General features: G+C 25.8%; 11 protein-coding genes. 10 read left to right on the top strand and 1 reads right to left on the bottom strand.

Annotated features, from left to right (window positions below):
* Positions 1 to 4: 4 nt before the first annotated feature.
* From ESOMN_RS02030 to ESOMN_RS01995, 8 genes are all read left to right on the top strand, one after another.
* The gene (locus ESOMN_RS02030) at positions 5 to 652 is read left to right on the top strand and encodes a hypothetical protein (protein ID WP_024863297.1); all 648 of its coding nucleotides are present in this window, start codon (positions 5 to 7) and stop codon (positions 650 to 652) included.
* Positions 653 to 1,258 (top strand): hypothetical protein, encoded by a 606-nt coding sequence (locus tag ESOMN_RS02025; protein WP_024863296.1) that lies wholly within the window; start codon positions 653 to 655, stop codon positions 1,256 to 1,258.
* Between the two features lie 12 nt (positions 1,259 to 1,270).
* Positions 1,271 to 1,861 (top strand): ribosome biogenesis GTP-binding protein YihA/YsxC, encoded by a 591-nt coding sequence (gene yihA / locus ESOMN_RS02020; RefSeq protein ID WP_024863295.1) that lies wholly within the window; start codon positions 1,271 to 1,273, stop codon positions 1,859 to 1,861.
* A 3-nt stretch (positions 1,862 to 1,864) separates the two neighbouring features.
* On the top strand, positions 1,865 to 4,738 hold the full coding sequence (locus tag ESOMN_RS02015) for a cation-translocating P-type ATPase (protein WP_024863294.1): 2,874 nt from the start codon (positions 1,865 to 1,867) through the stop codon (positions 4,736 to 4,738).
* Between the two features lie 101 nt (positions 4,739 to 4,839).
* The gene (locus ESOMN_RS02010) at positions 4,840 to 7,089 is read left to right on the top strand and encodes an MATE family efflux transporter (RefSeq protein WP_024863293.1); all 2,250 of its coding nucleotides are present in this window, start codon (positions 4,840 to 4,842) and stop codon (positions 7,087 to 7,089) included.
* A gap of 111 nt (positions 7,090 to 7,200) precedes the next feature.
* Positions 7,201 to 9,837, top strand: coding sequence for a valine--tRNA ligase (locus ESOMN_RS02005; protein WP_024863292.1), 2,637 nt, complete (start codon positions 7,201 to 7,203; stop codon positions 9,835 to 9,837).
* 51 nt (positions 9,838 to 9,888) lie between these two features.
* The gene (locus ESOMN_RS02000) at positions 9,889 to 10,386 is read left to right on the top strand and encodes a hypothetical protein (RefSeq protein ID WP_024863291.1); all 498 of its coding nucleotides are present in this window, start codon (positions 9,889 to 9,891) and stop codon (positions 10,384 to 10,386) included.
* A 208-nt stretch (positions 10,387 to 10,594) separates the two neighbouring features.
* Positions 10,595 to 12,427, top strand: coding sequence for a ComEC/Rec2 family competence protein (locus ESOMN_RS01995; RefSeq protein ID WP_024863290.1), 1,833 nt, complete (start codon positions 10,595 to 10,597; stop codon positions 12,425 to 12,427).
* A 57-nt stretch (positions 12,428 to 12,484) separates the two neighbouring features.
* Here ESOMN_RS01995 and rpsT read toward each other — a convergent pair whose 3' ends face one another.
* Positions 12,485 to 12,730 (bottom strand): 30S ribosomal protein S20, encoded by a 246-nt coding sequence (rpsT, locus tag ESOMN_RS01990; RefSeq protein WP_024863289.1) that lies wholly within the window; start codon positions 12,728 to 12,730, stop codon positions 12,485 to 12,487.
* 138 nt (positions 12,731 to 12,868) lie between these two features.
* Between rpsT and holA the strand changes: the two genes are divergently transcribed.
* Positions 12,869 to 13,825 carry a DNA polymerase III subunit delta gene (holA, locus tag ESOMN_RS01985; RefSeq protein WP_024863288.1) on the top strand — a complete coding sequence of 319 codons (957 nt, stop codon included), beginning with the start codon at positions 12,869 to 12,871 and terminating at the stop codon, positions 13,823 to 13,825.
* 1 nt (position 13,826) lies between these two features.
* Positions 13,827 to 15,257 (top strand): hypothetical protein, encoded by a 1,431-nt coding sequence (locus ESOMN_RS01980; RefSeq protein ID WP_024863287.1) that lies wholly within the window; start codon positions 13,827 to 13,829, stop codon positions 15,255 to 15,257.
* Positions 15,258 to 15,270 lie beyond the last annotated feature (13 nt).

Here is a 15,270-nt window from a genome sequence, read left to right as displayed (position 1 = left end):
AAACGTGGAAATAAAGTACATTTTTATATTAGTTAGTTTATTAATATATTTTGGAATTTTAATAATTTCAGGATTTTTAGCTTTTTCATATAGCAAAAAACATAAACCCTTTATTGAAGTTAGAAATAAATACTTTAAAGAATGAAAGATTAAAAAAAGCACAATTAATATTAATGAGCTTATGAAACCATTAAAAGTAAAAATAGAATTACCTATTGGAGAAATTCTTCATTTTCTAGAAAATGAAGTAATAGTATACCTGGTTGAAAAAAAACAAAAAGCTTACAAATTTTTTGACAAAATCAGTGACGGTAAACTAACTAATTATGATGACTATTTTGAAGACCCTGATTTTATATCTTTAAAAAACAATTATCGTTTAAAAAAATCTAATTTAAAAGAACATAAATACAAAGGCATGATGTATATTTCTAATTTAAGAGTTTTGTTTGAAAATAAAGGTAAATATGAACAAATTTTAATTAATGATATTTTAAAATCATACATTTCTATTATTAGAGTCGGAGATCAATATTTTCCTGGTTACATTCTTCATACAGATGAAAAATTATATGAAGTTATTTCTAACAATCCGCAAGTAACTATCATAATCAACGAATTAATTTCCACAAAAATGAAAGGTGATCATTAAATGTTTTTAGTCGAAAATAATAATTTTAAATTAATGCTTTCAATTTCAGGTTTCATTTTGACAACTATAGTTATGATTTTAGTTTTTTATTATTTAATATCTTTCACATTTAAATACAAACAAGTTAGTTTGTTTAAAAAACAAGATGTTAAATTTTTTGAAAATAAAAATTACAAACTTTTATTTATTTTTTCATGACTTATTACTTTGTTTTTATATTTTTCTAATATATTAACTTTTACCATTTATTTATTGCTGGATAAAAATGCTAATAGTTCTGAAATTGTTGTTTATGTAATTAATGAAATAATATCGTTAATCCTAATAATTTGAATAATTGTTTACATTGTTGTAATTTCTAAATCTTTATCTTCATTGATAGTTATCGTAAAAAATGAGAAAATTGTTTTTATAGAAGATATTTTTGAAATCAAAAATATTAAGGAGATTTTTAACGACTCAAAACGTAAATATATTTTTATTAATTTTTTTATTAAAGATAAGAATAATAATTCTCAAAAATCTGAACAATTGAAAATTAGGTATTGTTATCAATTAAAAGATTTTCTTGATGAAATTCAAGGTATCAAAAAAACATGAAATTAAGGAGATCAAGCAATGATTAAACAAGCTATTTTTATTAAATCTGCAGCAGACAAAACGGGATGAATAATTGATGAAATTCCTGAAATAGTGTTTGTAGGAAGATCAAATGTTGGTAAATCAACTTTTATAAATGCAATTAGTAATCAAAATAAATTAGCAAAAGTTTCGCAGATCCCAGGTAAAACTAGATTATTAAATTTCTTTGATATAAACAATGGATTGTTTAGAATTGTTGATGCGCCAGGATATGGTTATGCTAAAGTAAACGAAAAAATGCGAATGGATTTTGCAGAAATGATGGAAGATTACTTAACTACGAGAACAAATCTAAAAGGTGTGTGCATGCTTGTTGATTTACGTCATAAACCAACAAATGATGATAAGGAAATGTATTCTTTTTTTAAATCAATAGGTCTTAATGTTTTATTAGTTGCAACAAAACTCGATAAAGTTAAAAAAAATGATATTATCAAAAATGAAAAAATGATTAAGCAAGAACTAAAAATGAATTCAGACGATCAATTTGTGAAAGTTTCGTCACCGGACAAAAAAACAGTGATAGGAATATATCAAGAATTCATAAATTTGTTAGAAAGGGAATAATAAATGAATAATTTTGAATCACAGACTCCAAAAGATATTGAAAAAAATCTCAATACAGATTTTAAAAAGGGTTTAACTCAAGATGAGGTAAATCAAAGACTTGCTAAAAATGGAAGAAACGAACTTCCTGCAGGTAAAGTTAGACCTTGATATGTAACATTTCTTTTGGCTTTAATTGAGCCATTACAATTAATTTTATTGGCTGCAGCCGTTATTTCTGTGGTAGCTCCTAGAATTGGGAATTGGAATGCCCCAATAATCGTTGAAGACTTTATTGATTTTGTCGTAATTGTTTTAATTGTTATTGTTGATGCTGTTTTAGAAACCGTTCAAACAGTAAAAGCTCGAAAGTCAGTTGATGCTTTAAAGTCTTTATCAAAACCTAAAACAGTAGTTTTAAGAGACGGTGCACAAAAAGAGATTGATGCTGCAGAACTAGTCGTTGGAGATATTGTTATTCTGGAAGCTGGTAAATATGTACCAGCAGAATTAAGAATTATTGAATCTTCAGAATTCATGATTGATGAGTCTATTTTAACCGGAGAATCTGTACCTGTTGAAAAAACTCATAAAGCACAATCAGAAACTTTAATTTTAGCTGAAATGAAAAACATTGCCTTTATGTCAACTTTTACAACTGCTGGAAGAGCTATTGGTGTAGTTATTAAAACTGCAACTGATACAGAAATTGGTAAAATCGCAACTACAGTTAATGCTAATGTTCACCAACAAACACCACTAGAAAAAAAATTAAGTTCTTTTTCGTATTGAATTTCAGCAATCGCTGCTTTAATTGGGGTACTAATTTTTACAAGTATGTTTTTCACTGGTGAAAGACAAGTTTGAGCAGAATATCTAATGATTGCAATTACTTTAGCAATTGGTGTTATTCCAGAATCTTTATCAGCCGTTGTTTCAATTACCTTATCTTTTTCGACAAAAAGAATGACAAAGGAAAACGTCATTGTTAAAAAATTGGCGTCAGTAGAAACGTTGGGTTCTGTAAATGTTATTTGTACTGACAAAACCGGAACTTTAACACAAAATAAAATGACAGTTAAAAGAGTTATTTTAAATAATACAACTATCACTAGCGAAGAGTATGTTAAATCATTATTAGATGAACAAAAAGATTTATTTTTAAAATCATTGGTTTTACCAAACGATTCAGTTACAGAAGATTCTGAACGTTTAGGTGATCCAACTGAGTTAGCTTTAGTTGACTTTGCCGAATTAATGAATATTGATGAACAAAAAGCAAGAATTGATTGAAATCGAATTGATGAAATACCTTTTGATAGCGAAAGAAAATTAATGACAACTGTTAATAACATTTCTGGAACAAATACTGTTTTTACAAAAGGTGCTATTGATCAATTATTGAATATTTGTGACCGTATCATGCTTAATAACAAAATCGTTAAGTTAACAAAAGACCATAAAAATCAATTACTTGAAGAAGCTAAAAAATTATCAAATGATGCTTTAAGAGTTTTAGCGTTTGCTTACAATGAAAATTATGATGATGTCGATAGTAATGGGGAACTAGAAAAATCATTAATCTTTTTAGGCGCTGTTGCTATGATTGATCCTGTTAGAAATGAAGCTGTACAAGCAATTAGTGAAGCTCACGCTGCAGGAATTGGTGTAGTTATGATTACAGGAGACCACGCAACTACAGCTTTAGCTATTGCTCGTGATTTAGATTTAGCTTATACAAGTTATGAAGTAATTTCTTCTGAAGTATTAGAAAAAATGACAGATGATGAATTAGGAAGAATTATTGATAATATCAGTGTCTTTGCTCGTGTTAACCCAGAACACAAAGTTAGAATTGTCTCAGCATTACAAGCAAAAGGTTATATTGTTTCTATGACTGGAGATGGTGTTAATGATGCACCATCATTATCAAAAGCAGACATTGGTGTTGCGATGGGAATTACTGGAACAGACGTTGCTAAACAAGCATCAGATGTTATTTTAACTGATGATAATTTCGCAACAATTATGAAAGGGGTTAACGAAGGAAGAAACGTCTATCAAAAAATTAAACGAGCTATTGTTTTATTGATGGGATTTAACTTAGCTAACGTTTTAACGATTTTTATTCTTTCATTACTAATTCATGTTTCCCCTCTTGAAGCAACTAATATTTTATACATTAACTTGATTGTGGAGTCATGTTTAGCAATCGCTATTGGAATGGGTCCATTAGATCCAACATTAATGATGTTGCCTCCAAAAACAGGAAAAAATAAATTATTAAACGGTTTAATTTGACCAATCATCAAAATAGGAATCGCTACAAGTATTGCAGGAATTGGTTCATTCTTTATTGGAATGACATTCACTCCCGATTCTTTACTACATGGTTTATCTTGATATGATCTCCTTACTTCAACCGAAATATCAACTTTAGTTAAAGAAGAAGGGATTGTTTACGGACGTACTTCATTATTTATTACAACTGTCTTTGCTGCTTTATTTTTTGCTCATACAATTAAACTGTCAAATTGAAGAGTTTCAAGAAAAGTTAATCTATTAATATCACCAACATTAATATATGCTTCATTTATTGCAGGGGCTATGAATTTAATATTGATTTTAGTACCTGGAATTAATAGTTCGATTTTCGGATTAATGAATTACGGTGCAGAAGGTTGAAATGCATCTAATGTTGGTTTATTTTTTATTGCTTTTGCATTGTCATTTATTCCAACAATTTTAATTTTAATTTTTGATGCGATTACTTTTTATTCATATCACTGAGCTCCTAAATCTTGACAACGCAATCGTCACTTAGTTAGCACAATGGTCGAAGAAGATCGTAAAAAAGAATTAGCAAAAGTTAAAAGAAAAAGAAAACAATATAGATAAGAAAAAAATGCAAATTTTTGCATTTTTTTTGTTTACCTTTTTTAAATAAGTGAGTAAAATAAGCATAATGATAATTTTTTAAAAAAGAGAGGAGTTAATTTATGGAAGAAAATAATAAAATAATCAATAATGATGAAGCTAAAAATTTTGAAGTTAATGTTAATCAAATTATTAAAGAAGATAAATTTTCACAACAAGCAACTTTATTTACTAGACGTGAATGAATTTTAAGATATGCTTCACCATTTAAAGCATTAATGTTTATGGCAGGACCAATGATTATAATTACTTTGGTTAATGCATTGTATGGAATAATTGATAAACAATTAACTTTACATTTTGCGATGGACCAAGTAATTTCTATGGTTAAATCTGGAGAAATAAAAGGTTGATTAGCAGATGGGATTACAGAGATTAATGCAAACACCGATAATGTTTATTTAGAGCTTTTTGCTAAACAATTAATTAATGTTTCAACACAATATTCTAATACGATTATTTTTATTCTTCAGGCATTATCGTTATTAACTGCTGTTGGAACGGCTGTTAAATGAGGACAAGCAATGGGAAGAAGAAATAAACAAGAAATGGATAGTGTTCTTGTAACTGGTTTATTACAAACCTTATTGATGGCAGTTATTGGAGTTATTATTTTATATTTTGTTTCACCTCTAATAATTTGTGCACAAGCTAATGTTGCTTATGGAGACCGAGAAACTTCAGTAGCTTATTTACTTGCCAGTCAATACACAAGTAAGTTTATTATGGGATTTCCATTATTAGTTTTTGCAACCTTTTTATCAACTTTACTAAGAACCGAAGGTAAGGTTTGATGAGTTATTGCAATTAACGTTGCTTCAGTTGCTATCAACATGATTACTGGAGAATTAATTATGAAAGCATCTCCTGCAGATCAAAAAATGGCTGGGGCAGTTTATGGTTCAATGATTGCTTGAGGATTTTTAATTATTGTTGCTTTATTAATTATTACTTTTTCAAAAAATACATTATTAAGACCAAATTTGAAAAAAATTAAATTAACTTGAAAAGACTCACTTTCAATTTGGTCTTTAGGATTTTCACCATTTTTATCAAATTTCATTTTTGCAGCAGCTAACTTCATTTTGACTTTGTTAATTACTGTAATGCACCCAAATCCTGGTCCACCTTCACAAGCATGAGCAGGATGAATAATTATTGTAGTTAATGATCATCCAGCCTATGTTTCAACAGCAATTCGAGTATTGTCAGCAGGCAGTCCTTGAATGGGGATTTTATGAGCACCGATTGTTGGAATGATGCAAGGTGGAAATGCAAACTACGCTTACAACAAAGGTTCAGGAAATCGATTTAGAATTTTACAAACTTTAAGAATCCAAATGCTAATTAATACAATTTGAGGATTTTTAGTGGTATTTATTGTTATGGCATTTGGAGGGATGATGTTACAGTTGTTCGACGGTCCAAAAGAACAACATTGATGATTTTTCTTGTATTTCAGTTGTTTCTTTATGGCTGGATGAACTTATTCAGCGATGTCGCTTTTTCAGGGAACAGGACAATCAACTTATGCGACATTATTATCGGTTTTAAGAGCATTAATTTCGGTTATTACAATGACAATTATTGGTTGAGCAATTGCTCGCGGAAGTTGAAATAATAATGGAAATGCAGATTGAATTATTTTTTTATTCTACGGAATGGCAGAAATCCCTGCAGCAATAGCAGCAACGGTGTTATTGTATTTAACTTCTAAAAAAGCTATCAAAAATTACCAATTAAATAATGTTAAAGATGAGTTCACACCTCCAACCTTGCTAGAATCAGCTTTAAACGAAGTAACGATTGCAAATGAAGCTGATATTAGTCATGTTAATAAAACAATTGGAATTAAAATTCATGCACTCGAAGTAAGTGAAAAAAGCAATAAAAAAGATTTGATTAAAGAACTTGAAAATAAAAAAAATAAATTAATTAATTCTATTATTGAAAAATCACGTTTAAAACGTGAAAAAATAAATATTAAATATCAATTTGACGATCAAATCAGTAATGATATTTTTGAGAATAGCGAAATTGCTTTAACAAGAAAATTTAACAAACATCAAATTTTTTTGAAAAAATATAAATTAGACAAGACAAAAATTATGGAGATGTTAAATAAACATCAAAATAAATCAAAAGCTAATTTAGCAAAAAAACATAAAAAATGACACAAAGATATGGAAGCACGTCAAAGTAATGTTCTTAAACCAACACCATTTAATGTTTTGTTTTCATTAACCGAACCACAACCAATCAAAAAATATGAGCAAGATATTATTGACCATAAAGAAGTCGTTATTCGTTAATTGTAGATAACTAAAATCGAAAGCAACACAGCTTTCGATTTTTTGTTTTTGCATTTATAAGAAACTACTTTTAAGGTAAAATTATTATATTGAAAGTTAGAGAATTCCGCTATGAAAAATAAAGAATTAAGTCCTAAATATGATTCAAATTTAGTTGAAAAAAATAAATATGAAAACTGAATTAAAAATGGTTATTTTAAGGCTGATATCAATTCTTTAAAACCACCTTTTTCTATTATTTTGCCCCCTCCAAATGTTACTGGTAAATTACACTTGGGTCATGCTTGGGATGGAAGTTTACAAGATGCTATTATTCGTTTCAAAAAATTGAATGGCTTTGATACTTTATATCTTCCAGGAATGGATCATGCCGGAATCGCAACACAAACAAAAGTTGAATCTAAACTAAAAGAACAAGATTTAACTCGCCATGATTTAGGTAGAGATAAATTTTTAAAAGAAGTGTGAAAATGAAAAAATGAATATGCGCAAACAATTCGTCAACAATGAGCCAAAATGGGTTTGGCACTAGATTATTCTCTTGAAAACTTTACATTTAATCCTGAAATTAATAAACTAGTTAATTCAGTATTTGTTTCGATGTTTGAAAAGGGTTTAATTTATAAAGATAAAAAAATTATTAATTGAGATCCTAAACAAAAAACAGCTTTATCAAATATTGAAGTAATTTACAAAGAAGTTGAAGGGAAAATGTTTTATTTCAAATATGTTATTGAAGGAACAAATGATTTTTTAGAAGTAGCCACTACAAGACCAGAAACAATGTTTGCGGATCAATGTTTGGTTGTTAATCCAAATGATCAAAGATATTTAAAATTTGTTGGTAAAAAAGTTATCAATCCAGTTAATAATAATTTAATTCCTGTTATCACTGATGATTATGTAGAAATTGATTTCGGAACAGGAGTTATGAAATGTACACCAGCTCATGATCCTAATGATTTTGAAATAGGAAAACGTCATAATTTAGCACAACCCATTTGTATGAATGAAGATGGAACAATTAACGAATTGGGTGGAGCCAACTATAATGGTTTAGATCGTTTTGCAGCAAGAAAAAAAATTATTATTAATACTAAAAAAATGAATACTTTCATTAAAGAAGAAGCAATTAAACATCAAGTTGGTTTTTCAGAACGTACTGACACTATTGTTGAACCATATTTGTCTAATCAATGATTTGTTAAAATGAAAACTTTGGCTCAAGAGGTTTTAAATTTACAAAATAGTAATCAACAAATTAATTTTTTTCCAGAACGATTTAATAAAGTTTTAGAAAAATGAATGACCGATGCCTATGATTGAACAATTTCACGTCAATTATGATGAGGTCATCAAATTCCTGCTTACTACAACAAAAAAACTAAACAAATGATTGTTAGTTTGACTCCTCCTGTAGACTTAGAAAATTGAGAACAAGATACTGATGTTTTAGATACATGATTTTCTTCTGCTTTATGGCCATTTGCAACACTAAAATGAGAAGCTACAAAATTTAGTGAATATTTTGAACGTTATTATCCGACAAATGTATTAGTAACAGGTTATGATATTATTTTCTTTTGAGTAGCAAGAATGATTTTTCAAGGTTTGGTTTTTACAGGTAAAAAACCTTTTAAAGATGTTTTAATACATGGTCTTGTTAGAGATGAACAAGGACAAAAAATGTCTAAATCTTTAGGTAATGGAATTGATCCGATGGACTTAATTAATCAATATGGTGTTGATTCGTTGCGTTTCTTTTTGTTAACAAATTCAACCCCAGGACAAGATATTAAATATAGCGAAGAGAAAATTAGAAGTTCATGAAATTTTATGAATAAATTGTGAAATGCTTCTAGATATTTATTGATGAATATTGGAGATAATTTTGAACCACAAATTATTTCCAACGAAACCTTGTTAAACAAAGAGTCTGATGTTGATAGATGAATTCTTAATGAATTTAATAAATTAAATATTCAAGTTTCAGAGTTGATTAATAAATATGAATTCGCAATTGCCGGAAAATTAATTTATGATTTTGTTTGAACTAAATATTGCTCATGATATATTGAATTTGCAAAAGTAAATTTAGCTTCAACTAATTTATCAATTGTAAATTCAACTAAACAAACACTTTTTTATGTTTTGAAACAAATTTTAATTATTTTACATCCCTTTACGCCTTTTATAACAGAAGAAATTTATTGTAAAATGAATTTAAAAAATTCAATAATGTTAGAGCAATGATGCCAAGAGAAATTCAATTTTGAAACTGAATATATCAATTATGTAGTTGATTTAATTAGTGCTATTAGAGAATTTAGAAATTCAAATAATATCAAAAATGTATCATCTTTAAATTTTACGGTAACTAATTTAAATGACAAAAATTTCGAAATTTTTAAGAAAAATTTCGAAATAATAAATGAATTTTTAAAAAGTTTTGTAAATTCAGAAATTAGCTTTGAAAATTTAAATACAAAGGATGTTTCATCAATATCTATTAATGGATATTTTTTAGAAATTTTAAATTCACAATTTATTAATAAAGAAGAACTTTTTAAAGAGCTTCAAGCGAAAAAAATTGAGTTGGAACAAGAAATTAAACGTTCAGAAAAAATGTTAAACAATTCTAATTTTGTTGAAAAAGCTTCTTCTGAAAAAATTGCATTAGAAAAAGATAAATATAAGTCTTACAAAGAACATTTGTTAGCAATAGAACAAAAACTTCAAAATTTATAAAAGAGATTTAAACAATCTCTTTTTTTATTTCTAATCTTTTATGGGGAATAAATGAAAAAAATACTTTTTATCTTTATTGTTATTTTTAGTTTTTTAGGTGGAGGAATAATTTATTTTTATAACCAAGAACTTGGTTTATCGAATAAAGAAATAACTAATTATTATTGTGCAATTAGATATAATTTGCCAACTGAAATTAAAATAAATTTTCCAAAAATTTTATTCAAAGATTCAAACGTACCATTAAAAGAACAATTTGTTAGTAATAACTCTAATATCGATTTTTTTGAACCTATTATTTTTGAAAAAAATTATGTAATTTTAGATATTAAAACTAAATATGTACAAAAAATTAATTACAAATTATTAACAATTAATTTTTTAAAACAAACACTAAGAGTTTCTGAGCAAATATGTTCTGATTTAATTGCTATTTTTAAAACTGGTTTAAACAAAGAAATAAGAAAAAGAGAGGTGATCAATTATTGTTCAAAAATTAATCAAAGCATTATTTACGAAAAAGGAATGAAAAAATTTATTATCTTTTAAAATAAACACATTATTTATTACGACATTGTTATTAATTATTTCAATTTTTTTTCTTTATTCTAAAGGTATTTGAACAATAAGTTTAATTTCTTTAATTATAGTTTTAATAATGATCTTTTATAAACCCAAACAAAACAAATATTTATTTCTTTTATTTCTCTTGCCTTTAGTGTTTTTTATAATATATTGAAAAATTACTGAACCCTCAATGAAATCAGGAGATTATTTAAATAATGTTGAAGTAACTGCAATTAAAAGTACAAATAGTTATTTAATTGTTAAATATAACAATACTTATTTTTATTTAAATATTTTCAACAATACTCACATTGTTGGTCAAAAATTTAACATATCAGGAACTATTGGAGCAATAGATTCAAAACAAAATTTCTTTAATTTTGATTTTCAAAATTATTTGTGAACTCAAAATATTCATCAACAAGTCATTGATTATAAAATCGATGCCATAGAAACGAATAACATTATATTTTTATTTAATAAATATATTGTCAAAAAATTTAATAATGAATTAATTCAAAAATTTATTTTTCACAATTATTTACCAGGTGATTTAAAAAATACTTTTAATAGTTTAGGTATAAGTTATTTATTAAATTTAAGTGGTTTAAATATATTCTTAATTTCTGTTTTTTTAAATAAAACAATTTTTAGATTTAAAAAAAATATTTATTTAAAAATGGTAATTGATGTTTTCTTATTTTTTTATCTTTTTTTATTAAAGTTTCCATTAATTATAACAAGAGTATTTTTTGGCATTTATATTAATAATTTTGGCTATTTAAAAAAAATAAAAATATCTAAAATAACTAAAAATTGTATCATTATTGTTTTATTGGTTTTTGTTCAACCATTATTTTTTTTAAATATAACTTTTATCTTTTTGTTAGTAACTTTAATATTTTTTGATAGTAAAAATAATAATAGTAACTGAAAATTTATTTTGATCAATCTTTTAAAAGCAACAATGATTTTTATACCTTTACAAATTTATTATGATTGAAAGTGACATGTTTTTGATGAGTTTTTCCAATTGCTTATAAGTCCTTTTGTTTTTGTTTGCTATTTTTTGACATTTTTATTTTGATGATTACCTAATGTTGAAACTTTTTTTATATTTTTGAAAAATGTTTTAATTAATTATGTTCATTTGTTTAGTTATATTGATATTTGCTGAAATATTGGGCACCTTAGTCCGTTTTTGATATTTTTATATTATTTATTTTTATATGCTTTATTAAAATATAAAAAATATTTAATTTTAAGAATTGCTATTTTTTGTAGCTTTACAATTTTTATATTATTTTTAAATAGATTATTTCTTCCCGAAGAAATATTAACTATGGTCAATGTTGGTAATGGACAATCGATAATTTATATAAATAAGGTTAAACATGTTACTATTTTGTTCGATGTTGGTAATGGACAAGGCTTTGGTAAAACTAATGCAGCTGACTTGTTAAGGTATTGAGGAATAAATGACATTGATTATGTCTTTATATCTCATAATCATGAAGACCATTATAATGGAATAAATAAAATTAAAGAAGAGTTCCATGTGAAGAATATAATAAAACGCGAAAATACGCAAAGCGAATGAAATATTAATGGATTAATTTTAAAAACTTTTAAATTAACAAAACAAAAAGATGAGAATGATAACTCTAGATTGATAATATTGATGACAGGTAAGAGCAACATTTTTATTAGCGGTGATTTAACTAAGGTGGGAGAACAACAATTTATCAATGATACAAACTTTCAAAAATTAATTAAATCTTTGAATATTGATTTAATGATTATTGGACATCACGGTTCAAAAACTTCTTCTAGCGATGATTGAATTAAGTTAATTAATCCGCTTTATGCTTTTATAAGCGGAACAGATCATAACAATTTACATTTTCCAAATTCTGAAACTTTAGAAACATTAAAAAACAATAATATTCAGTATTGAATAAGCCAAAACATTCACAATTGAACTTTGGATTTACAAACAAAATCGATTTTTGATCTAAAATAAAAAAAGTTAGATAATAAATCTAACTTTATAAATTCTAATTGTCGAAGTAATTGAAAATTAAGCACTCATTAAACGTGATTTTTCACGAGCAGCTTTGTTAGCTTTAAAAATCCCTTTTGAAACACCTTTATCAACTAATTTAATTGCAGCTAAAACTAATTCATCTTTGTTAGTTGCATTTTCTGATTTAGCAACTAAAGCTTTTTTGATCGCTGTTTTAACTTCTGATTTTAATGATTTATTAGCTAATCTTGATTTTTCATTAGTTAACACACGTTTTTTTTGTGATTTGATATTTGCCATTTTTTCAACTCCTTTTTATATTTCGGTCTAATCGTCAATACAAAATAAATTATAACAAATAAAAACTCCATATGAGCAATAAAAATGTTTATTTTTTTGTCTAAAACCTTTAATATTATATAAAGGAGTTTTAAAAGGATGCACTTCATTTATTCTTCAGATTTGTTTTTGTTAAAAAAACATTTAGATAAAATAATCAAAAATATTAGCAAAGATAAAAAATGCGAAATAATTGAACATTCATTCATTGAGGATTCTCTTCAAGATATCAAAAACACTTTAATAACTTTTTCTATGTTTGAAGATTTTAAAATTATTATTTTAAAGGAATCTTGATTTGTCAATGAAAGCAAAGTTCAATTACACAAGGATTTTAACAATGAAACACTAATCTCAATGTTGTCTAAAATTGCTCCAAATACAGAGGTAATTTTTACATTAAATAGTGATAAATTTTCTAAAAAATTGAAAATAGCTAATTTCATTAAATATAATTTTGAAATTTACAAAATTGAAAAATTATCAGAACAAACTACATTTAATTACATTAATGAATTTTTTAAAAGAAATAATAAAATAATTGAAAATGAGACAATTTCTTATATTGTTAATAATTTACCAAATGATATGCAAGTAATCTCTAATGAATTAAATAAATTTATTAACATTCCTGAAAATGAAATCACATTAAAAATAGTTGCTGAGAATTTGAACAAATATTTTGATGTAGATATTTTTGAATTAAGCAATCATTTTATCAATAACGATTTAACAGGATTTTTAAATAAATTTAAAGACTTTTCGATAATAAATAACGATTTGACAGGATTTCTTTCTTTACTTAACACAAATTTATCTTTTACAAGAAACTTAATAATTCTCAAAAATCAAGGAGTAAGCGATCAAGAAATAGCTAAAAAATTAAATACCACACCTTATCGTATAAAAATGACATTAAAATTTATTAAAGCCGATATTAACAATTTAAATGATAAAATTATATTATTATATAACCTTAACAAAAAAATGATGCAAGGCAAATCTGACAATAAGATTATTCCTGAATATGAATTTTTAAAGGTAATGAAGGGGTAAAATGGAACCAAACAAAATTTACGAAAGTATTGTTGAACTACTTTATAACGTAATTAAAAATGAAAAATTACGTTATGAATTAACTAAGGATGCAGATTTTAAAAATCAAATAGTTAATCAGATAAATAATATTTTGTTTTTAGAAAAAGAAAATGCACAAAATTATAATAATGTTCAATGAGCAACAACTTTTGCTAAAGCTATTGTTAAAATAACAAATGAAAAACAACGTTTTGAAAAGCCTGAGCAAAAAAAATCTGAAGACATTTATGCAGAATACTCATCTTTTATTTCATATGTAACAAAAACTTTTGAAATCGGAAGAAACGAATTGGTAGAATCTAAAATAAAGTTTACCGAACAAGACGTAATGTTTATCTCTATAATGAATGATGAAATTAAAGCTAAATATAAACTTATTGAAGATGAAAAGATAGCAGCCGAAAAAGCAGTCGCAGATGCTGAGAAAAAATCAAAAAGTAATAATCAAAACAATAATTATTCAAACAATAACTTTAATCAAGCAGGGCAAAACCCTTTTGGTGGCAATGGTTTTAATGCTCAAGATAATTATTTTTCAAATATGCCTGTGCATCCAATGCAAGATCCTAGATTTTATCCATATAACATCAAGCGCAAATGAATGCCAATTGCAAAATATATTATAGCTGCTTTTACAATATTCACTACTTTATTCTTAATTGTGACAATGGCAATGTTAATGAGTACAAAAATTGATTTTAGTGGTTCTAATTATGTAAGTGATTATACAAACGGTGCATTTTTGTCTTGACAAGATATATTTAAATCAGATTTTAAAGATACGCCTACAGCATTAGCTTTAGCAGGAGTTTCTTTCCAAACAATTATGTCTTATTTTTTCTTTATTCTACCTTCAATTTATATTGGGGTTTCTGCTTTTAGAAAACCAAGAAGCATGAGAGACAAGTATAGAATTGGTTTATGACCAGTAATATTTACAATTATTTTCTTTACATTCGAAATTGTTAGTTTAATTTCTTATGTAGACTCAAATCACATTAAAACTAGTTTTGGCAAAATTTTAAAAATTATTGTTGATCCAGAAAAAGCTAAAGAAACTAATTTAAATGCATTTTGAAATGTGGTTATGAACAATTACGGTTCAAGAATTAATACTTTAACTTTAATGGCTGATCTTTCGATAGCCTTCTTGTCTCTTTCAATTGTTGTTGGTGGTGTAATATTGGCATTAAACCCAAGATTAGACAGAAATAAAATTGCTTTTGCAAATATGGAATTTCAAAAAGCTGCAGCTGCAATGATGCAAGGACAAAATTATACAATGGATCAATCTTTGTATGAAAATGATGATGAAGTTATTAACAGTAAAGAAACAAAATTTTCAAAATGATGAAATGATTTTATTAAAAAATTTAAAAAGAAAAAATAATGAGTGGTAAAAC

The sequence above is a fragment of the Williamsoniiplasma somnilux genome (genome assembly GCF_002804005.1).
Taxonomy (GTDB): domain Bacteria; phylum Bacillota_I; class Bacilli_A; order Mycoplasmatales; family Mycoplasmataceae; genus Williamsoniiplasma; species Williamsoniiplasma somnilux.
This window is presented reverse-complemented; position numbering and strand designations above follow the sequence as displayed.